This is a genomic window from Flavobacterium circumlabens, from assembly GCF_004345565.1.
Classification (GTDB): domain Bacteria; phylum Bacteroidota; class Bacteroidia; order Flavobacteriales; family Flavobacteriaceae; genus Flavobacterium; species Flavobacterium circumlabens.
On record NZ_SLWA01000006.1, the window covers coordinates 44,438 to 68,077 of the forward strand.

Annotated in this window: 19 protein-coding genes; 4 read left to right on the forward strand and 15 right to left on the reverse strand. The window is 34.2% G+C overall.

What is annotated here, in order from left to right:
- Positions 1 to 71: 71 nt before the first annotated feature.
- From EV142_RS14985 to EV142_RS15030, 10 genes are all read right to left on the reverse strand, one after another.
- Positions 72 to 1,802: a sodium:solute symporter gene (locus tag EV142_RS14985; protein ID WP_132036674.1), complete on the reverse strand. Its 1,731-nt coding sequence runs from the start codon at positions 1,800 to 1,802 to the stop codon at positions 72 to 74.
- Between the two features lie 121 nt (positions 1,803 to 1,923).
- The gene (locus EV142_RS14990; RefSeq protein ID WP_132036675.1) at positions 1,924 to 4,455 is read right to left on the reverse strand and encodes a PIG-L family deacetylase; all 2,532 of its coding nucleotides are present in this window, start codon (positions 4,453 to 4,455) and stop codon (positions 1,924 to 1,926) included.
- Between the two features lie 154 nt (positions 4,456 to 4,609).
- Positions 4,610 to 5,128, reverse strand: coding sequence for a hypothetical protein (locus EV142_RS14995; protein WP_132036676.1), 519 nt, complete (start codon positions 5,126 to 5,128; stop codon positions 4,610 to 4,612).
- A gap of 224 nt (positions 5,129 to 5,352) precedes the next feature.
- Entirely contained in the window at positions 5,353 to 7,179 is a 1,827-nt protein-coding gene (locus tag EV142_RS15000; RefSeq protein ID WP_132036677.1) for a BamA/TamA family outer membrane protein, read from the reverse strand.
- Positions 7,180 to 7,253: 74 nt separating this feature from the next.
- Positions 7,254 to 8,354: an AI-2E family transporter gene (locus EV142_RS15005; protein WP_132036678.1), complete on the reverse strand. Its 1,101-nt coding sequence runs from the start codon at positions 8,352 to 8,354 to the stop codon at positions 7,254 to 7,256.
- Between the two features lie 115 nt (positions 8,355 to 8,469).
- On the reverse strand, positions 8,470 to 9,000 hold the full coding sequence (locus EV142_RS15010) for a mechanosensitive ion channel domain-containing protein (RefSeq protein WP_132036679.1): 531 nt from the start codon (positions 8,998 to 9,000) through the stop codon (positions 8,470 to 8,472).
- Between the two features lie 12 nt (positions 9,001 to 9,012).
- Entirely contained in the window at positions 9,013 to 9,597 is a 585-nt protein-coding gene (locus tag EV142_RS15015; protein WP_132036680.1) for a Maf-like protein, read from the reverse strand.
- Positions 9,590 to 10,516, reverse strand: coding sequence for a geranylgeranylglycerol-phosphate geranylgeranyltransferase (locus EV142_RS15020; protein WP_132036681.1), 927 nt, complete (start codon positions 10,514 to 10,516; stop codon positions 9,590 to 9,592). The genes EV142_RS15015 and EV142_RS15020 overlap by 8 nt, the downstream gene beginning before the upstream one ends.
- A 171-nt stretch (positions 10,517 to 10,687) precedes the next feature.
- On the reverse strand, positions 10,688 to 11,215 hold the full coding sequence (locus tag EV142_RS15025) for a KdsC family phosphatase (protein WP_132036682.1): 528 nt from the start codon (positions 11,213 to 11,215) through the stop codon (positions 10,688 to 10,690).
- Positions 11,199 to 11,960: a Rossmann-like and DUF2520 domain-containing protein gene (locus EV142_RS15030; RefSeq protein WP_132036683.1), complete on the reverse strand. Its 762-nt coding sequence runs from the start codon at positions 11,958 to 11,960 to the stop codon at positions 11,199 to 11,201. The genes EV142_RS15025 and EV142_RS15030 overlap by 17 nt, the downstream gene beginning before the upstream one ends.
- Before the next feature lie 319 nt (positions 11,961 to 12,279).
- On the opposite strand from EV142_RS15030, the gene ccsA reads away from it, so the two are divergent.
- Entirely contained in the window at positions 12,280 to 15,492 is a 3,213-nt protein-coding gene (gene ccsA / locus EV142_RS15035; RefSeq protein WP_132036684.1) for a cytochrome c biogenesis protein CcsA, read from the forward strand.
- A 102-nt stretch (positions 15,493 to 15,594) separates the two neighbouring features.
- Here ccsA and EV142_RS15040 read toward each other — a convergent pair whose 3' ends face one another.
- The 4 genes from EV142_RS15040 to EV142_RS15055 form a co-directional block, all read right to left on the reverse strand.
- Positions 15,595 to 16,320, reverse strand: coding sequence for a DUF3667 domain-containing protein (locus EV142_RS15040; protein ID WP_132036685.1), 726 nt, complete (start codon positions 16,318 to 16,320; stop codon positions 15,595 to 15,597).
- 43 nt (positions 16,321 to 16,363) lie between these two features.
- Positions 16,364 to 16,753: a DoxX family protein gene (locus EV142_RS15045; protein ID WP_132036686.1), complete on the reverse strand. Its 390-nt coding sequence runs from the start codon at positions 16,751 to 16,753 to the stop codon at positions 16,364 to 16,366.
- Between the two features lie 94 nt (positions 16,754 to 16,847).
- Positions 16,848 to 17,636: an anti-sigma factor gene (locus EV142_RS15050; RefSeq protein WP_132036687.1), complete on the reverse strand. Its 789-nt coding sequence runs from the start codon at positions 17,634 to 17,636 to the stop codon at positions 16,848 to 16,850.
- Positions 17,636 to 18,166 (reverse strand): RNA polymerase sigma factor, encoded by a 531-nt coding sequence (locus EV142_RS15055; RefSeq protein ID WP_099712541.1) that lies wholly within the window; start codon positions 18,164 to 18,166, stop codon positions 17,636 to 17,638. The genes EV142_RS15050 and EV142_RS15055 overlap by 1 nt, the downstream gene beginning before the upstream one ends.
- A gap of 994 nt (positions 18,167 to 19,160) precedes the next feature.
- Here EV142_RS15055 and EV142_RS15060 point away from each other — a divergent pair.
- Positions 19,161 to 19,748: a glutathione peroxidase gene (locus EV142_RS15060; RefSeq protein ID WP_132036688.1), complete on the forward strand. Its 588-nt coding sequence runs from the start codon at positions 19,161 to 19,163 to the stop codon at positions 19,746 to 19,748.
- Between the two features lie 255 nt (positions 19,749 to 20,003).
- On the opposite strand, the gene EV142_RS15065 is transcribed toward EV142_RS15060, so the two are convergent.
- Entirely contained in the window at positions 20,004 to 20,501 is a 498-nt protein-coding gene (locus EV142_RS15065; protein WP_132036689.1) for a GNAT family N-acetyltransferase, read from the reverse strand.
- A 263-nt stretch (positions 20,502 to 20,764) separates the two neighbouring features.
- On the opposite strand from EV142_RS15065, the gene menD reads away from it, so the two are divergent.
- Both menD and EV142_RS15075 read left to right on the forward strand, forming a co-directional pair.
- The gene (gene menD, locus EV142_RS15070) at positions 20,765 to 22,426 is read left to right on the forward strand and encodes a 2-succinyl-5-enolpyruvyl-6-hydroxy-3-cyclohexene-1-carboxylic-acid synthase (RefSeq protein WP_132036690.1); all 1,662 of its coding nucleotides are present in this window, start codon (positions 20,765 to 20,767) and stop codon (positions 22,424 to 22,426) included.
- Between the two features lie 122 nt (positions 22,427 to 22,548).
- Complete coding sequence (locus EV142_RS15075) at positions 22,549 to 23,406, forward strand: CvfB family protein (protein ID WP_132036691.1); 858 nt, start codon at positions 22,549 to 22,551, stop codon at positions 23,404 to 23,406.
- The last annotated feature ends 234 nt before the right edge of the window (positions 23,407 to 23,640 follow it).

Below are 23,640 nucleotides of genomic sequence, written 5' to 3' on the forward strand. Positions count from 1 at the left end.
AAACATTTTCAAATTACTTCCTTAAGAATCCGCAAAATCGGTGTGCTATCGTACTACGGAAATTCTTAAACCTACAATTCATTCGTTTCAAGTTCATTTCTCTTGAAGACCAACAGCTGCATTAACAACGACAACACAATAGTCAAAATGGCACCAATAAAATTCAGCCATAAATATCCCAGTTTTTCCTGACCGCTTGGGTAAATATAAATCATGAAATAATAGATTACAAAAATGGTGATCTGACTGATAATAGCACTGTAAAACATTGCCTTTGCCTGAACGCGACGCAGGTAAAAACCAACCAGGAAAATCCCCAAAACGGTTCCGTAAAAGATGGAACCAATGATATTGACCAACTGAATCAGGTTTTCAAATAAGGTACCTACACAGGCAAAAAGTATGGCAATAATTCCCCAGAAAAGCGTGAAAAATTTGGTTGCGTTCAAGTAATGTTTCTCTGATTTTTCGGTTTTCAGATTTCGTTTATAAATATCTATAGCTGTTGTAGACGCCAGAGCATTTAAACCTGATGCTGTTGATGACATTGCAGCAGAAAGAATTACAGCCAGCAATAATCCGATAAGTCCTTTTGGTAAATAATGCAAAATGAAATGAAAGAACACATAGTCTTTGTCATTAGTTTCACTATTGCTGTCTGCTTTAGAAATAATTTCTTTCGCACGGTCACGCAGGTCTTTTTCTTTATTGGATAATGCCACCAGTTCTTTTCTCAAAATCGGATTGTCATAATCCTGATTCAACTGATCGATGTACAATAAATTGATTACTTTTTTATCTTCAGAAAGCGTATTTAGTTTTTTCTCCAAAAGATGATACTCTTCTTTAAAAGCGGATTTCTCAATCACAATTTTATTGTTTGGATTAAAGTTTAACGGTACCGGATTGAATTGGAAGAAGACAAAAACCATCACTCCTGTAAGCAGGATAAAAAACTGCATGGGTACTTTTAGCAAGCCATTCATGATAAGTCCCATTTGGCTTTCACGAACTGATTTCCCGGATAAATAACGTCCAACCTGCGACTGATCTGTTCCAAAATAGGCGAGTGCCAGGAAAAAACCACCCGTAATTCCGCTCCAGAAGGTATATTTTTCTTCCGGATTAAAAGAAAAATCCACAATATTCATTTTATCATTTGCTCCGGCAATATGCAGGGCACTCGTAAAAGTCATATCGTTTGGTAAGTAATGTAAAATCAGGAAAAAGGTGATAAACATTCCGGTCATAATCACAAACATCTGCTGTTTTTGAGTCACGTTCACCGCTTTTGTTCCTCCTGAAAAAGTATAAATAATAACCAGCAAACCAATCATGATGTTCATGAAAGTCAGATTCCAGCCTAAAAGTGCCGATAAAATAATCGCCGGGGCATAAATGGTTAGCCCGGTTCCCAGACCTCTTTGAACTAAAAAAAGGATTGCAGCTAACGAACGTGTTTTAATATCAAAACGTTTTTCCAAAAATTCATAGGCTGTAAAAACTTTACTTTTATGATACAATGGAATAAAAGTAACGCAAATGACGATCATGGCAATTGGCAATCCAAAGTAAAATTGCACAAACCCCATTCCATCATGGTAGGCTTGTCCCGGAGTCGACAGGAAAGTAATTGCACTTGCCTGAGTAGCCATTACAGAGAGTCCAACGGTATACCATGGTGTTTCATGATTTCCTAAAATGAAATCCTCAACATTTTTACTTCCTTTGGTTTTCCACGAACCATACCCAACAATAAATAAAAGAGTAACAATAAGTACGATCCAGTCAAATAGTTGCATAGGTTATGAGTATAATTGCATGATTAAGAAAAAAATAAGGATGTAAACGGCGTTTGCTACCAAAACATAAGTGTAGCTTTTTTTCCATCTTTTTGTTTTTTTGTCTTCCATTTTTGAATATTTATTTCTTTAGTTCCTGTTTGGGAGCTTCTATAGGTTGTTTTAGTGAAATGATATTCGAAAGTAGTCGGTACGCACCGGCAACACCTTCTGGCAATTCCCTGAAAAAACTAAGACCGGTGTAAATGTAATATCCTTTTCCATAAGGCGCTACTAACAAGGCACCATTTTTTGGTGATTCCCCATTGTCATGCGACGATAGAACAGGAGTGAAGGCAGGGTCATACTGATCCGGATAATATAAGCCTTGTTCCTGCGTCCATCCTTCAAAATCTTTGGTACTGATTTTATTTGGCGTATTTAAAACAGGATGATTGGGTGCCAGAAAAGTAATTTTTGCATTTTCTTCTGTCACACGGTCATTTGATATTTTTAACGGATACGGCGCAATCTGATCGGTTACCGTTTTACCAAAAGTATTGTATTGAACAATCATGTTTTTACCGCCTTTTACAAAATCAAAGAGTATTTTTTGTTTGTTGGCCAAAGCATTAACGGTATTATAAGCCCGAATTCCTGTAATTACGGCATTGAAAGAATCAAGTTTTTCGGGAGTAATTTCTTCAGGTTTTAAAAGGGTTACTTTATATCCCATCTGAGCAAGGCTTTCGGGAACTTCATCCCCTGCACCCATAATATATCCGATTGCATTTCCTGAGGTTTTCAGATCAATTCGCAGACATTTAGATTCGGCAGACTTTAAGACCATTTGCTTTGTAATATGACTGTAATCGATAATCGTTACATCTTTATCAAAACGTTGGTTATCAATTGTAACAATGCTTTTTGCAATGGCTTCTTCGGGGTGAATTGGTGCTGTAACCTCAAAATAAAAGGTTTGTTCCATTCCTTTCTTCTCTAAAGCAAACGGAATTTGTTTTGGAGAAATCAGCCAGTCATTCGGTAATTCTAATTGTAAAGTTCCTTTAATGTCATCTTTTCCCGCACGAACTTTTACAGGAACCATTTTACTTTTGGTGTCTTTAAAAATCAACACTTTCTCTAAAATTGAAGTGGTAGCTTCTGGAACAATATCAAGAAAATTATACATTTCTCCTTTTACGCCGTCATTATATTTGTAAACTACGATTCGTTCAAACGGAATTTCAACACCATTGATTTTTACATTAAAAACAACTTTTACCTCTCTTATAATATCCGGTATTCCAATATTTTCCTGATTAGACACCGTATACATTCCAACAGTGGCTTTTTCTTTTAGCCAATAGGGTTGTGTATATTCGATTGTATTGGGAAGCTGCAGTTGAAGTGTGGTTTTCAGATCAGTATTATTTTTTAAAATACTGTTTTGAATTGTATTTTTATGATCGGGTAGTGTAGTTACACTCATCAGTTCCATTCCCACCGCAGATCGGTTAATCGCTTCAAGGCTTAACTTAACAGTACTTCCGGGTGTTGCTTCCTGTTCGCTCGCAACAGCTTCGAGATATAATCCTGAGCAGGAGGCTATGATATTTTTTATCGCAGCAGATTTCAGGTTTTTCCAGTGATCGTCTTCCAGAGATTCAATCATGGTATAGGCTTTCACTAATTCCGGAATACTTGCTGATGGATTGCTGAAATCATATTTTGCTATAATTTTAGAAATTAATTCCCCAATCGGTTTTCCGTTTTTAACTCGGTTCCAGGTGGTATCAATTCCATCAAATAACTGATCCGGGTTTGCTGGGCTTTCGCCATTAATGAGCTCCAGATATTCTGTTTCAGTTCCACGCGCACCGGTACTTCCAAAACCCTGAGACTGGTGACGGCTGCGGCTCAAAGCTGCAATTTCCTGATTAGATTTTCCGATTCCGGTATAATAAACACCAGTTTCCAATTTGGTGAATTTTGATTTATTGGCAGCATCAAATTTTTCCTGGCTTCCGTAAAACCACCAGGAAGTATTGAAAAACTGACGTTTTACCTGCCATGGTTTTACGTATTTTAACTGTTCAGGGTATATTTTCGGATCATTTGTCAAATTAAAACTTTCAACACTTAACATTGCAGATGATGTGTGATGTCCGTGTGTTGTGCCTGGTGAGCGATGATCAAATCGATTGATAATCACATCGGGCTGAAATTTTCTTATCGTCCAGACCACATCCGCCAGAACCTTGTCTTTATCCCAGATTTTTAAAGTTTCATCCGGATTTTTGGAATAACCAAAGTCGTTGGCTCTGGAGAAAAACTGCTCTCCGCCATCTACTTTTCTGGCTTCAATTAATTCCTGAGTTCTTATCACGCCTAATAATTCTCGCAGTTGCGGACCAATTAAATTCTGACCTCCATCACCACGCGTTAAGGACAAATATCCTGTTCTGGCATTTACCTCATTTGACAAATAGGATATCAGACGGGTATTTTCATCATCAGGATGTGCTGCCAGATACAATACAGAACCTAAAAAGTTTAATTTTTTGATTTGATTGTAAATTTCTACAGCATTCGGTTTTTGTGGTTGTTGTGCAAAAGAAATGAAGGTTCCAGCTAAAAAAATAAAAAGAAACTGTATTTGAATTTTTCGCATAGCGTAATGAGGTGTTTTGAAAGAGCCTCAAAAATACTAATTATATTTTTGAAGATTATGTAAATGAAATGTTAATGCTTAAATTTTATCATACTAAAACAATAAAAAAGCGAGCATCATTGCAATGATGCTCGCTTTTTTATTTAGAAAATAATTATCTTCTTCCGTGTCCGTTATGATCATGATCTCTGTGATGATCATCATGTCTGTCGTGGTTATCGTGTCTGTCATGTTTATCATGATGTCTGTTATCTCTGTGATTGTCGTGACGCTCATTGTAACCATAAACTGGTCGTGGTCTGTAAGGTCTTTGAGGAGCACCGTGATAACCTTTATAATATCTTACTTTGTGTCTGTCAAAATAGGTGTAAGGAGTTCTGCCGTGGTAATCTGTTAGAACAACTTTGTAACCTCCGTACAGATCATAATTACGATATTGTCTTGGCAAACGAGCAGTTCTGACCCATCTTCCTCCTCCAAAATAAATAAATTGTGAGGCTCTGACATCGTAGTAAGCTTCAATGTCCGGTAAATAATAATACTCCATTTCAGAATAACCAGAAGGACCCCATTCAGGAGCAGTTCCAATGTTTACGTTTACAGATACCTGGGCATTCGTGGCGTTTGCAATCAAAAGAAATAGTCCGGCGATTGCTATTTTAATTGTTTTCATTTTTTTACTTTTTATGTTAATTTTAATCGTAATTACCGATATTCATATACTGTGCCAAAAATAAAAACCAAATGTATTTTAACCGATAAAAAAGGTATTTTATCGATTGGTTATTCTTTAATTTTTTGGAAATAATTGATTATTAATATGTTGTATAAAAGTTAAAAATTTATAGAAAAATCACTTTCAACAGGAAAATAAATGGAAGGATTTCAACTTTAAGCTTATTTATACTCCACAACTCTTGGTTTTGCCAGTTCAAAACTTTGTAAACCATAATCTGTAGTTTCAAAAGTATTGGTTTTAGTAATATTATCACCTTGCAGCGGAATACTGGGATAGTAGGATAGTGATAATTGAAAAGAACTGAAAACCAGATAATCATTACTGACTACTAAACCTAAAGTGATCTTATGGTAAGGTTTATTTCTAAACATGGCATCATTTTGACTTCCAAGTACGGCTAAGGAATAATTAAAAAACGGATTCATACGAAATCCCCAAAGCGCATGTGGCGCATAGGTTTGTGTCTGTAGCGATAAAACCATTTTACTGGTTCCGTACAAAGCAGCGTTAAAACCAGCCAATCCTTCGCGATCATTAATATTTAGCTGATCGCCAATAACATCGACGCGGTTCATACCCAATACAAATTTAGGATTAATAAATTGTCTTAGTTTCCAGTTTCCAATACTATATAGTTTGGTAAAATAATTTGATTCAAGCAGTAAAGTTGTCTGGTAGGTTTTAGATTGATGAAAATAAGTTCCGGCTTCAAAATTCATACTCAGAAATCCTAATCTGTAATAGTTTCCAAAAGAAAATTGTGCTCCGACGTAGGGCCTCCAAAAAGTATTTTTATATTGATATCCTAATGTTATTCCGTAAATCCTGCCTATGGGGACATCTTCGGTCTGTCCATTTCTAAAGATATAACTATCTTTGACAAATCTTCGGGTATTAACTCCGACACCGCTTAAAATTAGTTTTTCATCCGAATAATAATCTGTAGGATCAAAATCCCTTGACGGGCTTTCTTTATAATCGATATTCAAAAAGCGGCCGGATACAATCAAGTTTGTAATTCCGTTAGCCTCATCCTCAAAAACTTTTGCCGCCTTTCCTGCCCAAAAGTCCTGATAATCATATTTAAAAGGCTGGAAAGAATATTGCAAATCCGCAGCCTGTATACTGTCTCTTCTAAAACTTTGGCCTAATAATATTCCGCCCGCCCATTTGGTTAGGGGAGAATAAAAGGCCCGTTCGACAGCAACACTTTTACTGTAATTATTGTCGAGATCCATGTTGTATTTTAACGTCGTGCTTATGAAAGTATTGACAATATTCGGAACGGTGTAGGTGATATCATTTGCGTTAGCTCCATCTTCAAAACGATTGGTAAAACGATAATCCAATTGCTGGCCGGATCCGAAAAAATCTTTTTCTTTCATCCCTACAGAAATCTTGTTGCTTGAAAAAGATAAGCGGGGAATTGTGCTCCACGAATCTAATACACGTATGGTAACATCAATAGAATCCGATTCTTTACTCACCAGTTTTCTTGTAATTTTTACTGCTGTCACATATCGCTGAGATCGGATAATACGCTCACTTTCCAGTACTTTATAAGCATCATAACGTGTATTTCTTTTAAATAACAGCAGATTATAAATAGCTATTTTTTTTGTTTTTAAATGCAGTTTATTACCCGTTCTTTCTCCCCAGTTTCTGGGCATGGCTGTTGAATCTGTCACAGAGTGGCCAAAAGGGTCTAAAGTCACGACATTTATTTTACGAATGATTTTACCATCATAATTCGTAGTATCTTTTTCTATAATTTCGGCTTCTCTTTTTCGGGGTTTATTGGTTCTGAAAAGCCATTTGTGCAATGTTTTGGTGAACTTGCGCTTTTTAGAATAATTCTGAATTTTTTTATAAACTGCTGCACTATCCTTAGTGGTTTCCTTTTTCGGTTTGTCTACTTGCGCACAAATGCTTTGCAGGCAAAAGCAAAGTAAAACAGATATTATTATTTTAAATTTTCGAAACATTCAACGGTATTTTGACTTTACAAAGATTTTAAATGTAAGATAAATATTGCTCATATCTTTCATTCGGTTACTATTTAATTTTCAGAATGTACTTTTTTAATTCTCCAAATAAACCTTTTTGGCATATGATTGCCCATCAGATATCCCCAGGGCTCCAGTGATTCGATTCTGTCGAAAATAATTTTTAAAATTGCCAAAAGCGGTATCGCCAGAAACATGCCGGATATTCCGGCCGCCGCGCCACCAATGATGATGCCCATGATAGAGACAAATGCGTTGATTTCTACTTTAGAATTAATAATTAACGGAACCAGTACATTATTGTCAATTAATTGAACGATCAGGTTGACAATCAAAATTGAAAGTATCATAGATGTTTCTGCAGAACCTGTAAGCGAAGCTAAAATGGTTATGATTCCGGCTGCTGTAATACCAATATAAGGTATCAGGTTTAATATTCCCGTGATAAGTCCCAGAAGAATAAAATATTTTACACCGATAATCCAAAGTCCTAAACTTGTTAATACCGACACAATAATCATTTCTAAAATTAAACTAACGATATAATTATTGATAGAAACTTTTATTTGAGATAAAATATTTTTTAACGTTGCATGACTTTCTTTGCTTATTAATTTGACCAGAAAAAGAATAAAATGATCCTTATACAATAAAAATAAAAAGGTATAAATCGGAATAATGGTGCAATCTAAAAGAAGATCACTTATTGATATGATGGCGGAGCCCAGAGTAGCATTTCCATTTTTAACTGAATCCTTGGTTACATTATCGATATATTTTTTTTGTTCGCCAATACTAATATTAAAATGATCTTTTATAAACTTATGAATATCAACAATAAAAGCATTTGCGTTCTTTTTAATGGTATCAAAATCATTCGCCATATCATTGACTTGATAAGAGATAAAAAATAATATACCAATAATAAATGAAGCAAAAAGAATAACACAAAGAAAGGCTGCGAGATATCTGGGAAATTTAAGTTTTGTGTTTAAAAAAGTAAAAACCGGAAGCAATAAAACAGCAAATAAAAATGCCATTAATACAGGTGTAATAATATCTTTTCCGATGCAAAAAATAAATGCAAAACAGATTAAAGTTATTACTATTAAAGAAAGTTTTACATAAAAAGGCAATTCTACTGGTCGAGTCATTTTTTTTGGAATTTTTTATAAAAAAATAGAGTTTTAGTGAAACAAATATTACACTTTATTTAAATAATATTGTTTTAGCTTTTCTACTTTAGTTTATAAAATTCCCATTCAGAAATTAATCAAAAAACTCCTTTTCTTCGTAGTGGACCGGCATAATAGAGATGCCTTTCTGCAGTAATAGATTATTTGGAAAAATGATTTTTTCGCCTTCTTTGGTTTTTAAATTTACATGAAAGGCACTGATATCTTCAATTTCCGCTTCGATTGGAAAATCCTTATCGTGAATTTTTATGGTATCGCCAATCCGGAAAGGGAATGAAAAAAACAAAATCATTCCGGAAGTAATATTGCTCAGAATAGACCATTGCGCAAACATGGCCACACCAATTACGGTTGCAATAGAAGAGACAGTTACAAAAATATCTTTGGTTTGAACTCCCCAGATTACAATCAGGCTTATTATAACCAATATATTCATTAACACATGAATGTATTTAATGACCAAGTTGGTCCGATGCTCTAATAATTGACTGGAACTGGCATAACGACGAATTAACTTGGCAAGAATCATTCTTAAAGCAATTAATGCAAAAAGGAGAATTCCTGTCGTTATTATTTCCTGACTATATTCTTTAAAAGAAAACATAAGTATTTTTTTTTATACTAAAGTACTCAAATATTCATAAACTTTGGCCGTTGGAAGTCCCATAACATTCGTGTAAGAACCTTCAACCTTGGTAACAGCCATAAAACCAAACCATTCCTGAATACCGTAAGCACCTGCTTTATCGTAGGGTTTGTAATTTTCTATGTAAAATAAAATCGCTTCGTCTGATAAATCCTTAAAAGTAACTTTGGTAACATCATTGATAACAGTAGAAGCAGCATTGGTTTTAAAACAAACCGATGTAAAAACCTCGTGTGTGGCATTGGACATCGATTTGATCATTTCGAAAGCTTCCTGTGCATTTTTTGGTTTCCCCAATGCGCGATTCTGGTGCCAGACAATTGTATCACTGGTCACTAAAATCTCGTTCGGATTTAATTCTCCTTCAAAGGCATTTGCTTTTAATACGGCTAGATAATCGGTTATTTCAACTGCTTTTAGCTCCGGAGGGTATATTTCTTCAATCTCCTTAAGTCTGATTTCAAAATCCAAATCCAGATCTTTAAAAAACTGTTGTCTGCGAGGAGATCCTGAGGCCAGAATCAGAGTATATTTTTTTAGTTTTTCTTTAAGCATTGTACTTGATATTTATGGCAATAACCAGGATTGATAAAATTCCGAACAGCAGTATTAATTTTAAAACAGTACTTAAATGATGAAAATCCTTTTGAGATTTCGCACTAAATATTTTTACCATAAAATATAAAAGTGGTGCTAAAACAAAAGCAAAGGCATAAAAAGTAACCATGTAAAGATTATTTTCAATAAAGTATTTATTGATGTAAAGCAGAGCCAATATAAATGGAATAACAGCAAATCCTAAAGCAATTTTTGCAGCTCTGTTAATTCCAATGGCAACAGGTAAGGTATTCATCCCCTGATTGTAATCACCATTTACATCTTCAATGTCTTTAATGATTTCGCGAATGAAATTAATCATAAAAGCAAATAAGGCATAGTCAATTAAAATAGAAAACAGACTTGCCATTTGCGCCCGATTTTCAGTGTTTGTGGCAGGAAAAATATCGAACACTCCGATGATGATTACACTAAATGATAATACACCGGCTACAACAAAATTCCCTAAAACCATGATTTGTTTTAGTGATGTTGAATAAAAATAAAGTACAGAAGCAATTAGGATAAAGACAACCGCAAAACTTGGTCTCATTATCACATTCGATAAATAACAACCAATAGCAACACCGGTAATATTTAATCCGATGTAAATATTGTAAGCCGCAGTTTCCGAAATTCCTTTACCAATCACAACATCATTGGGTTTGTTGATGGTATCTGTCGCAACATCCAGAATATTATTAATTACATATCCTGCAGCAGCTAACAAAACAGTGCTTAAAACCAACAGACCATATTGCCAGTCAGCTAAAGCCAACGGAATGTCCTGCTGTTTTAAAAAAGCATAACGAAATAAAAGCTGCATAAAAGCAAGCATCAGTAAGTTTTGATATCGAATGAGTTTGAGGAGTTTCATTTTTTTTGAGGTTCTTTTTCTAAAGATTCTGAGTGGCTAAGTTGCTAAGGTTCTGAGTTTTTTTTTATAAAGGTTCAGAGGCGAAAAGGTTCAAAGGGACAAAGGTTTTGTTAGATAATGTTAAGTCTATGACTGAAAATGGAACTGAGACTGAAAACTGCGACTAAAAACTTAATCATGTTTCCCACTAAAATGTTCCATCCATTTTCCCTGTACTTTCATGACTTGCTCGATAACATCACGGGCAGCGCCTTTTCCTCCTTTTACATGCGAAATATAACGGCAGATATTTTTGATTTCGGGGCTTGCATCTTGTGGACAGGTTGGTAATCCCACCAATTTCATAACATGAAAATCCGGAATATCATCACCCATATACAACACGTTTTCAGGATTAATATTGTAAATATCCGTGTATTCTTTAAACGTTTTAACTTTGTCGGGAGTTCCCAAATGAATGTCCGTAATTCCTAAATTGCGAAGACGAACACGAACACCTTCATTGCTTCCGCCAGAAATAATGCAAACATTATAGCCGCTTTCTACAGCCGCTTTCATTGCATAACCATCACGAATATTCATCGTACGAAGAATTTCTCCTTCGTTGGTTACAAAAACAGAGCTGTCTGTAAGTACGCCATCAACATCAAAAACAAACGTGGTGATGTCATTCATTATTTCTTTATAACTTTTTGCCATTATTTTGTATAGATTGGGTTAATATTTTATAGATATTTTTTTGATTTTGAGTGCTTAAATAATCCAAATGGGCTTCAATAGTCAAAGAATCACAGCGTTTTGCAGGGCCTGTTTGTGCCTCAGCGGGATTTAAAGTATTGATTTTTTCTGCCGTTTCCTGTATCAGAGGTCTGAGAATTTCAAAAGGAACCTGATGTTCTTCACAAATTTCCTGTCCGATCTGGTACAAATGATTCGTGAAATTGTTCACAAAAACAGCCGAAACATGCAATGCTTTTCTTTGATCTGAATTAATGGCATAAACAACATTTGAAATACTTTTTGCGGCAGTTTCTAAAACACGAAAGTCAAAAGTGTTTTCAGCTTCCAGGCACATCGGAACAGTCGAGAAATCAATATCCTTGTTTTTAGAAAATGTTTGGAGCGGATAAAAAACGCCCTTTCTATTCTTTGAATCTAAAACATCAAGTGAAGCTGCACCGGAAGTATGAACAACAATTCGGTTTTGAAAAGGCAATTGCTTTGAAACATCTGAAATCGCTTTGTCAGAAACTGCAATAATGTATAAATCAGCTTCTTTTAAATCCTCAAAATCACTTGTAATTTTGTCAAATTCAATAAGAGAGGATAAGGTCTCTTTTTTTCTGGAATATACCTGGACAATTTCTGTAAGTTCACTTTTAGCGAAAGCCTTAATCAAATGCTGCGCTACATTTCCGGAACCAATTAACGTTATTCGAATCATAACGCAAAATTAGCATTATTTTTTTTAAAGAGGATACCTACGAAAGAAGTTTAGCCACAGATTGCAAGGATTAAACAGATTTAATGCGTTATCATTAATTTAAAAGAAAGTTAATTCCCAACATCAAAAAAGAATTCTTGTAATCTGTGCCTAAGAAATAGTAGCCGCTTTTATAGCTTTGTCAAATTAAGCAGGCGGTTTTAAGAATTTGATTTAATTGCTGCGCCTTTTTTTGGTTTTAATTAACAAATTGCAAATATAGGAACTCAACATTTTTAAGTACTTTTGTCGCTCTTTTATACAATGTAATTCCTCAAAAATGGATAAAAAAATATTCTCTTTTTTGTTTTCTACACGATTAATGGCCGTTCTTTTTTTAACATTTGCTTTGGCAATGGGAATCGGAACTTTTATAGAAAGTAAGTATAATACCGATACGGCCCGAATCCTAATTTATAATACATGGTGGTTTGAAGCGATAATGGTCTTTTTTATGATTAATTTCTTTGGAAATATCAAACGCTATCAATTGCTGAAAAAGGAAAAATGGGCTACTCTTTTATTACACATTGCCTTTATTTTTATTCTTTTAGGCGCTTTTATTACGCGATATGTCAGCTACGAAGGCATGATGCCCATTCGTGAAGGTGCTGCTGAAAACCAAATTTTTTCTGATAAAACATTCCTGACCGTATTTGCTGATGGAGAATATAAAGGTGAAATGAAACGCAGGGTTTTCGAAAAAAGCCTTTTATTATCACCGGTTACCAATAATGATTTCTCGATTTCCGGCAAGTTTGATGAAACCCCGTTTGAAGTAACTTACGTAAACTACATTATGGGAGCGAAAGAAGTGGTAAAACCAGATCCGAAAGGAACTTTATATCTTAAATTAGTTGAAGCAGGAGCAGGCGGGCGTGAAGAACATTTCCTGAAAGAAGGTGAAGTTCAAAATATTCACAATGTTTTGTTTGCTTTGAATAAACCTACAGACGGTGCCATTAATATCACAACGACCGGCGAAAAATACACTATTCAGACTCCATTTGAAGGTAATTTTATGCGAATGGCAGATAAATTCCAGGGAAAAGTTACAAAAGACAATGTGCAGCCTCTGATGATGCGTTCTCTATACAGTATTGGAGACATTAGAATTGTATTTCCGGATCCTGCTATGAAAGGAAGTATAGCCTATGAATCGAATAAAGATTTCAAGGCCAAAAGTCATCACGATGCGATAATTGTAAAAGTAAAATCGGAAGGACAGGAAAAAAAAGTGACTCTTTTGGGATCTAAAGGAAGTGTGGGAGAACCAAAAACAGTTAAAATCGGTACTATTGAATATTCTTTATTTTACGGAAGTAAAGCGTATATCCTGCCTTTTAAAGTAAAATTAAACGATTTTATTGCCACAAAATATCCGGGAACAGAGAAAAGTTATTCTGCTTTTGAGAGTAAAGTTACCGTTCAGGATTCTGCCGAAACTTTTGATGCTGATATTTATATGAATCACGTTTTAGATCACAAAGGATACCGATTTTTTCAATCTTCATTCGATCCGGATGAAAAAGGAACGGTATTATCTGTAAATCACGATTTCTGGGGAACATCGATTACTTATCTGGGTTATTTCATGTTATTTTTTGGTTTGATGGCTATTATGTTTACGAAAAATTCTCGTTTTGCGGATTTAAAACGCAAATTAGAAGACGTTAAAAACAAAAAAGAAAAACTTGTTACTATTTTGTTCCTGATGTTAAGCCTGAATGGTTTTGCACAGGAAGTACCTGCTCCCCATGTGCATACACCGGGTCATAACCATACACACAGTGAGGATCCAAATGATCATGCCAATCACGTTACAGCCGCGCCAAGTAAGAAACAATTAGATTCTTTATTGACAATTTATAAAGCACCCGAATCACACGCTGCAAAATTTGGACGTTTGATTATTCAGGATGCCGGCGGAAGGATGAAACCTATTAATACTTTTTCATCGGAGTTGCTTAGAAAAGTAAGCCATAGTGATACGTATAACGGAATGAATTCTGATCAGGTATTTTTGTCCATGACGCAATACGCACAGGTTTGGATTCAGGTTCCTATCATTTACGTAAACACTAAAAATGATAGTATCCGCAGAATCATTGGAATTGAAAAAGAAGCAGAATTTGCACCTTTTGTTAAGTTTTTTGATGAAAACGGAAACTATAAGCTATCACCTTACTTAGACGCAGCTTACAAAGCCGCAAATCCAAATAGTTTTGAGAAAGATTTTATCGAAACAGATAAAAAAGTAAATCTGATGGAATCTGCTTTAAGCGGAAGTATCCTGAAAATTTTTCCAATTCCAAATGACCCGAACAACAAATGGATTTCTTATCTCGAAATTCAAAATGCAGGTTTAAAGGGAATGGATTCTACATATGTAAAGCAGATTATACCCATGTATTTTAGTGCTTTAAACAACGGAGCGATTTCAAAAGACTTTAAAACAGCAGATCAGTTAGTAGAAAGTATCAATGGTTTTCAGAAGAAATTCGGAAGCAAAGTTCGCCCAAGTGAAAAGAAAATAGATCTTGAAATCGCTTATAATACCTATAATATTTTACCGAAAATGTTTTATTGGTATTCGCTTGCGGGAATTTTTATGCTGATTTTTACCTTGTTTAATATTTTCTTCGAGAAAAAGTTTTTACGAATCACTGTAAATGGTTTTCATATTTTAATAGGTGTAATATTTGCACTTCATACAGTAGCATTAATCGCAAGATGGTATATTTCAGGACATGCGCCCTGGAGTAACGCTTATGAAGCAATTGTTTATGTAGCCTGGGCAACCATGTTCTTCGGATTAGCTTTTGACAGAAAATCAAAACTTACCGTTGCATCGGCAGCATTTGTAACATCAATGATTTTCATGGCTGCAAACGCCAACTGGATTGATCCTGAAATTGCTAATTTACAGCCGGTACTTAATTCGTATTGGTTAATGATTCACGTTGCAGTAATTGTAGCCAGTTACGGTCCGTTTGCGCTCGGAATGATGTTAGGTCTTGTGGCCTTGATACTGATTTTCTTTACTACAGAAAAGAATAAGGATAAAATGAGCCTAAACATCAAAGAAATAACGTATATCAACGAAATGGCACTGACCATTGGCTTAATCATGTTAACTATTGGAAACTTCTTAGGAGGACAGTGGGCTAACGAAAGCTGGGGACGTTACTGGGGATGGGATCCAAAAGAAACCTGGGCCCTAATCTCAATTATGGTTTATGCTTTTGTAATTCACGCTCGTTTTGTACCTTCATTAAGAGGACAATGGTTCTTTAACCTAATGAGTATGTTTGCCTTTATTTCGATTTTATTTACGTATTACGGAGTAAATTTTCACTTAGTGGGTCTGCATTCCTACGCCAGTGGAGAAGCTCATTCCCTAAGCTGGATCTGGTATTCTCTCGGAACCATTTCAGTAATTGGAGCTATAACATATCCGAGGTACCGAAAATATTATAAAAGCAAAAAATAATACATTCAATTATTAATTCATAAAAAAATGCTCTTCTGTAAAGTCGGGCATTTTTTTTATTTATAAAGTTTAGGGCAAATCGGGTAAATCCCAAGTAAAAAACTAAAGTCCAAATACAGAAACAACCAAACCTACAGTTAAAAGAAAACTGACCCAAAAAATAAGCTGGCTTAAAATGGATAATAAAAAAGCTTTGGTTTTAGAAATTTTATTAAAGAATTGAATATTTGTCCAAAAGGTTAAAATAAGGTCAAGTACATATATTGCAATTAGAATTTTTTGAACCTCAGGTTTTCCATTGTAGTAAATGACTATTGGAAATGTAATAAGATGTGCAAATAGTTTTTGAGATGCTTTGTAGGTATTGAAAACAATATATTCTACAAAATTATAACCTTGCTTTCTAAAACTGATATAGGTGCCTAAAGTAAAAAACGGAATGGTCAGAATTATAATCCAGGAATAATGTTTCGAACTCCATTCATTAAACTTACCAATATCAATGCTGGTATTGGCCGGATCATCAAATAAAAAAACATGAAATTCGTGGTATAGTAATCCGTAAAACGTTGCCAAAACCACAACTAATGATAAAGGTTTAAAATGTCTTACACGCTTTCCTTCGATAAATTCGCGAATAGAATGTCCCGGTCTTGTAAATAATTGTTTTATAGAATAAGGAATACCTTCATCAAAATGCAATAAACTATGCCTGATTTCATGCCATAAATAATGTCCGTTTATTTTGTAGGTTGCAGCAGGCTGACCACAATTATTACAATAATGACCTTTATAAATCTGTTTACAATTTTTGCAGGTTATTTCCATTGTTTAGGATTTATTTAATATTATAAAATAGAATTTATGACTATTATTCCTGAATTTTATCTTTCTTAAATCCATTCGGATACATAATAGCAACAAGCACAATAATCAGTAAAAAGTTATATTCCATACCATTTCTTCCTCCGCCGACTACAAACCATCCTTCCTGAAAATGCACCAGAATGATTCCCATAATAAGAACCAGAATTGTCACAAAACCAGCTAATTTTACATATTTGTTCAGAAGCAGAAGTACTGCAGCCACAACATGTGATAATTTGATCAACCAGGCCAAAAGAACGCCATAAGGAGCAAACCCAATCTGGTTAAGGAATAAATTGCCAAAATCGTTTATTCCGTTATTAAACATTCCGAATATAGAATGGGTCAGGAGAATAATAGCGATCGTAATTCTTAAAAGTAAAGTTGCGTTCATATTATGATTTTGATTGTTTTTGATTTAAAAATAATAAAAAAACGCACATCAAAATAAATTAATGTGCGTTTTTAATATTGTTAAGACTACTTTATTATACTTTTCCTAAAGTATATAGTTGTTCCATAGTAGGAGTCAGACTTCCTCCGGCAGGCTCAAGCGTTATACCAAAAGCTTCCGCTGAAACGGTTTGATCCACTGCAAATATTTTTTGATTATTTGAATCGAAATCACTCAATAAACCAATGCTGGTTGGGGTAAGTACCGGACTTAATTTTAAAGCCCATACCTGATATACCATTCCTTTTGGAGGTTTTGGTAAACCTGCAGCATCAATATAAGTCGTTCTGGTGTCTTTATTCCAGTAAACTTTTGCAAATGATGTTGGAGAAACAGCCTGACCACCAAGTGTTACTCCGGTATTTTTAATATCTCTTACAATACTCAGACTTTTTTCAGTTTGTTTATTTTGTTGGTCCAGATAAGCAAAATCTCTTTCGATTTTAGTTTTCTCACTGCCAACAGTTGCAATAGCATCTCTCGTTTTGGTCAGTTCCAAAGTTTGGTAACCCAGACCTAAAAGCAGCAATACAGCAGCTGCCCAGCCCACATATTGTGACCAGTTTGATGCAGGTTTCATTTCGACTACTTTGCCATGTTTAAGCTCAAGGCGCGCTTTGATTTTCTCGAAATTAGCCACCGAATGAAAAGGAGAGAAACTTGAAGATAAAGCAACAATAGCTTTTTCTATCGAAAGGATTTCCTGATCTACTTCGGGATTGTTTTTAGCCATTTCGGCTACTTCCAGATTTTCTTTTTCGGTTAATAAACCGTAAACGTAAAGTTCCAGAATTCCTGATTCTATATATTCTTTTGCTTCCATTATATTTTTAAATAATTACGTAAATCGTTAATACAGTTTCTGTTTTGTGTCTTGATAGTTCCCAACGGCATTGCCAGTTCTTCTGAAGCTTCTTGCTGGGTATATCCTTTGAAAAATAATAAATCGATTATCTCAATACATTTAGGTTTCAGCTTTTTTACAAATTCCTGAATACCGATGGTATCAATTTTGTTGACCAACTTATTACTGTCATCTAACAGATTTACGAAATTATCTGAAGAAAGGTTTTTTTGGCTGTTATTAAAGTTTTTGGATCTAAGCTTATCAATTGAGGTATTCCTAGCTATATTAAGGATCCAGGTGTAAAATCTGCCTTTGCTTTCGTTATAAGAATCTATATTTTTCCAGATTTTGACAAAAACTTCCTGCAAAACATCTTCGGCTTCCTCGCGGTTTTTTATTAGAACATTAATGACCGAAAATAAACTTTTTGAATACATATCATACAAATGGGTAAAAGCTCTTTCGTCTTTCTTGTAAATTAAAACTAATAATTCTTCTTGACTCATAGAATGGGATTTTTAAGCTTAAACAAATTTTTTAAAATATTTTTTTGATTACCTGAGATAAAGATAATTTATTTTTCTGTGAAAATAATATTTTTTTTAACAGTCTTATCCTTAGAAAAATAAGGGATTTTGGAAAAAAGTAACTTTTTTTTGACTTTTTTAAAACCAAAAGCAAACCGTTTACGTAAATGCTATTATAACATAAAATGAAATGTTTAGCTAAATAGCAATTGAAACAAAAATTTTGGCAAAATTAAATAATCGGGGATTAATGATTTTGTAAGGTACTAATAAAAAATACGTTTTTTAAGAAAAAAAACGTAAAGCAAATCGCAATAAAAAAATTAAGGTCATGTATAAAATAAATAGTTTAAAGATATTGATTGTAGGTCTCACCACTGTTTTGAACTTTACAAGTTTTAGTGAAAATTATTTAAAGGAAGAAAAAGTGCAGAAGGAGAGACCAAATTTGAGCTTTTATAAAGATTAATAGTTGATGCCCTCGGACTTCCAATCGAATACGGGTGTAGATGATGCGGATGCTCAAAGTTATAGGTATACAAACGAATTAGATTTTTTTATTATTGTAAACACCGATACTGAAAATTATTTGTAGACAAGTGAACTGGAGTTTAAATTATTTCGATCAAAACGGGGGAATCAACTATGAGGAGCTAAAAATAAAAAATTGAATTTAAAAAAATTGATTTTATCAGTACAATTAGAATACTCAGTTTGCTGCAGGGTCAATACGATAAATAGTCCGGAATTGTTAAGGAATTAATTTCAACTCCGGAATGCTAAAAAGGTAAAAGCAAAAATGGCTTAAAAAATTTCAAATTTCATGGTTTGATTTGTTTGTATGGGGAGAAGCCTAACGTCTGATTAACGTTAGGCTTCATTTTTTTTATTTAACTTATATTTAATACAAAATACGTGCACCAAAAAACAGTTGCAAAACTGTTTTTGACTAATTTTATAAAAAATTGAAACGATGAAAAAAATATTATTTCTGGCTTATGGTCTGCTATTTTTATTTAGCTGCCAAAATCAAGCACAAACCAATAAAACAAAAACTCCTAAAACGGATAAGGTTATGACAAAAGAAACCATTTACCAATTTAAAGTAGAAGATCTATCAGGAAATCCTTTTGATTTTGCTTCTTTAAAAGGAAAAAAAGTAATGATTGTAAACACGGCTTCAAAATGTGGATTAACACCTCAATACAAAGATCTTGAAGCGATTTACAAAGAATATAAAGACAAAGGCTTTGTAATTGTTGGTTTTCCTGCCAATAACTTTGCTTCACAGGAACCTGGTACAAATGAGGAAATTGGTGCTTTTTGTCAGCAAAATTATGGCGTAACCTTCCCTATGATGGACAAAGTTTCTGTAAAAGGGGACGATATGTGTGAAGTGTATAAATTCTTAACTCAAAAAGCTAAAAACGGGTTGCAGGATTCTGAAGTGGAATGGAATTTTCAAAAATACTTAATCAACGAACAAGGAGAATTGGTAAAAGTAATTAAGCCAAGAACTTTACCAACAGATCCGGAAGTAATCAGTTGGATAAAAAGTTAATAAAAACATTATTAATTTAAAAATCCACAAATTTGTAGTGATACAGATTTGTGGAGTTTTTTTTAATATATTATCCCATACAGTTTATTACAAAGTTTGTCATTTCGACGGAGGAGAAATCACATTCAGAGAGCAACGTACTGTATAGATTCAGCAAATGTGCCTTCTCCTACGTCGAAATGACACAAAATAGGCATATTACTTTGCGTTCACTGGATAAATCGTTGTGTACTTTGCGGTAAAATGTTCTGCAATCTACTTTAAAATCAGCTGCATAAAAACCAGATCAAGCCAATGACCGAATTTATAGCCAACTTCACGAATTGTTCCTATAGAAACAAAACCAAATCTTTCATGAAAAGCAATACTTCCGGCATTATCAGCGTCGATAGCACCAATCATAACGTGATAACCCTGTTCTTTGGCTAAACGAATTAGCTGTGTCAGTAACTGAGATCCAATTCCCTTTCCAATCACATGATCCACCACATAAACCGAATGTTCAACGGTGAATTGATAACCGATTTTCTCCCTAAATTGTCCGTAACTCCCAAAACCTACCACTTCGCCCTCTAAATCGGCAACGACAATAGGTAAGTTTTTACTTTTTTTATCTTCGAACCACTTAGTCTGGACATCGAGCGTCTGGATATCGTAATTGTAATTGGCAGTGGTATGCACTATAGAATGATTGACAATAGCGAGAATTTTCTCTAAATCGTTTGTTGTGGCTGGTCTAAGGGTTATGTTCATGATTTTTTTTGGATTATGGTTTTAAGCTCAAATTCACAAATTATTTCTACAGATCCTGATTAAAATAATTTCTAAATTCTTGGCGGTTTTTTAAATAGGAGAAGTTTATTTTATTCAAAAAAAATGCTTTTACAAATATATTCCCTTTTTCTAAAAATTGACTTAATATCTCACCATTTATAAGTTAAATCAACATTGAAGTTTGTAACTTTGTACTATTAGAAAATTTTTCAATTTTCTTGAATAATAATACTTTCCTACGAATGATTTACCCTAAAATACCGCTCGCTCAGAGCATTATCGAAATTTGTTTAGCAAAAGGAATCACTACTATCATAATTTCTCCCGGATCAAGAAATGCACCGTTAACCATAGGGTTTGCCCAAAACGCTAATTTTAAATGTTACAGCATTGCAGATGAGCGTTGTGCTGCCTTTTTTGCCTTAGGAATTGCCCAGCAGACCCAGCAGCCAACAGCAGTTGTTTGTACTTCAGGATCTGCTTTATTAAATTATTATCCGGCTGTTGCGGAAGCATTTTACAGTCAGATTCCATTAATTGTTATTTCCGCAGACCGCCCGCAAAGCAAAATTGATATTGGGGACGGGCAAACTATTCGTCAGCAGAATGTGTATGAGAATCATTCGGTTTTTAATGCTAATTTAACCGAAGAAGCTTCAGTTGAAAATGATCTCAAAATAAATAAAGCAATCGAAACGGCAATCCTTAAAAAAGGTCCCGTTCATATTAATGCGCCCTTCGAAGAACCTTTGTATGAAACAGTGGAAGCACTTTCTGTAAAGTCAAAAATTACAAATATAGAGCCTTCACTTGAAACAAAAACCATAGAAAACAGCGAGGAAATTGTTTCAATCTGGAATTCAGCCCGAAGAAAACTAATCATGGTTGGTGTAAATGAAGCTAATGCAATCGATGCTGAAATAACAGAAAATCTGGCAAAAGACCCGTCTGTAGTGGTGCTGACCGAAACGACTTCCAACTTGCATCATCCGACTTTTATTAATAGCATTGATACTTTAATTACACCATTTGAAGAGACTGATTTTAAAGATTTTCAACCCGAAATTTTGGTCACTTTTGGCGGAATGATTGTTTCAAAACGCATCAAGGCATTTTTGCGAAAATACAAACCGAAATACCATTGGCATATTGATACGTTACGTGCTTATGATACCTTTAGCGCACTATCGCATCATTTTGTAATGCAGCCGAATGACTTTTTTAAAGATTTGTTTTCGAAAGCTATAACAATAGAAAGTGATTATTTTGAAGGAATAAAAAAGGTTTACGATTTACGAAAAATCAAAAGAAAAGAATATCTGGATAAGATTCCGTTTTCTGACTTTAAGGTTTTCGAAAAAGTAATTGAAGCGTTGCCTAAAAACAGTCAATTGCAGATTAGCAACAGTTCGGCTATTCGCTATGCACAGCTGATTCATATTGATCCTTCTATCGAAGTTTTTTGCAACAGGGGAACAAGCGGAATCGACGGAAGCACATCAACAGCGATTGGAGCTGCGGTAGCAAGCGGAAAACAAAACGTCTTTATCACCGGAGATATTAGCTTTCTATACGACAGCAACGCTTTATGGAACTCTTATATTCCCAAAAATTTCAAAATTATTTTGATTAATAATGGAGGAGGAGGAATTTTCAGAATTTTGCCGGGTCATGAAGAGAAACCGGTTTTCAATACTTATTTTGAGACTTCCCATCATTTAACAGCCGAACATCTGGCTAAAATGTATCAGATGAACTATTTTACGGCGTCAGATAAGGAAACTTTGGAAAAAAACATAGAAACTCTTTTTGAATCAAATCAGGCTCCGGGTATTTTGGAAATCTTTACCCCAACTGCTGAGAATGATGTTATTTTAAAACAATTTTTTAAAGAACTCAACTAAAATTTTTAAAAGTGCCTTTACCGGCACTTTTTTTATGAAATATTTTTTGGGCTTACCATTTTCAAACTTCGTACCTTTGCGGCTTAGAAACTTAGTTGCTTATCAACTCAGAACCTTATAATATGATTGAAATAGGAAAATACAATACGCTTACCATATTACGTGATACCAAAGTTGGTTTATTTTTAGGAAATCCTCAAGAAGACCCTGAAGGAATTCACGATATATTATTACCCAATAAATACGTTCCCAATGAATTTGAGATAGGCGAGGAGCTTATCGTTTTTGTTTATTTAGACCACGAACAGCGTCCGGTTTCGACAACCCTCGAACCTTATATATTATTGAATGAATTTGCTTTGTTAAGAGTAAACTACATCAATCAGGTTGGTGCTTTTATGGACTGGGGAATGGAAAAAGACATTCTGGTTCCTTTTAAAGAGCAGGCGCGTCCTATGGAAAAAGGAAAACGTTATTTAGTTTACCTTTATATGGACGAAAAAACCAATCGTCTGGTCGCTTCAAGTAAAACAAATCAATTTTTGAACAATGATATTTTAACTGTTGAAAAAGGAGAAGAAGTTGATTTGATTGTTTCGCATATTACCGAAATCGGAATCAATGTGATTATCAATGAGAAACATAAAGGACTGCTGTATAAAGACGAAGTCTACGATGATGCGATAAGAACAGGCGACAGAATGGTCGGTTATATTAAAAATATCCGTCCTGATAACAAAATTGATGTAGCTTTGCAAGAGCAGGGTTATCAGAGTATTGAGCCAAATGCAGATAAGATTTTAGACGAATTAAGAGCCAATCGCGGTTTTTTACGCCTAAATGATAATTCGCATCCGGAGGACATCAAAACGGTACTTAAAATGAGTAAAAAAACCTTTAAAAAAGCAATTGGTGCTTTGTATAAAGAAAAGCTTATCGAAATTAAAGAAGATGGAATTTATCTGGTAAAGGATAATTAAGAACTTCCTTTTAAAAAAGACAAAAATGAAATTCCAAGTTCCAATAGGAACGAATACATTGGAATTTGGAATTTCTTTTTTGGTATTTATTAAATTTAGAATAACAAGAAAGGCTACTCATTACAAGTAGCCTTTCTCTTTTTATTCTCGTTTTAAAAAAAATTGTAATTAAAAAAAAACAGAAATAAAATAATTCGAATCCATTAAAAAAGTAACAGCTTTAAAAATTTTTGA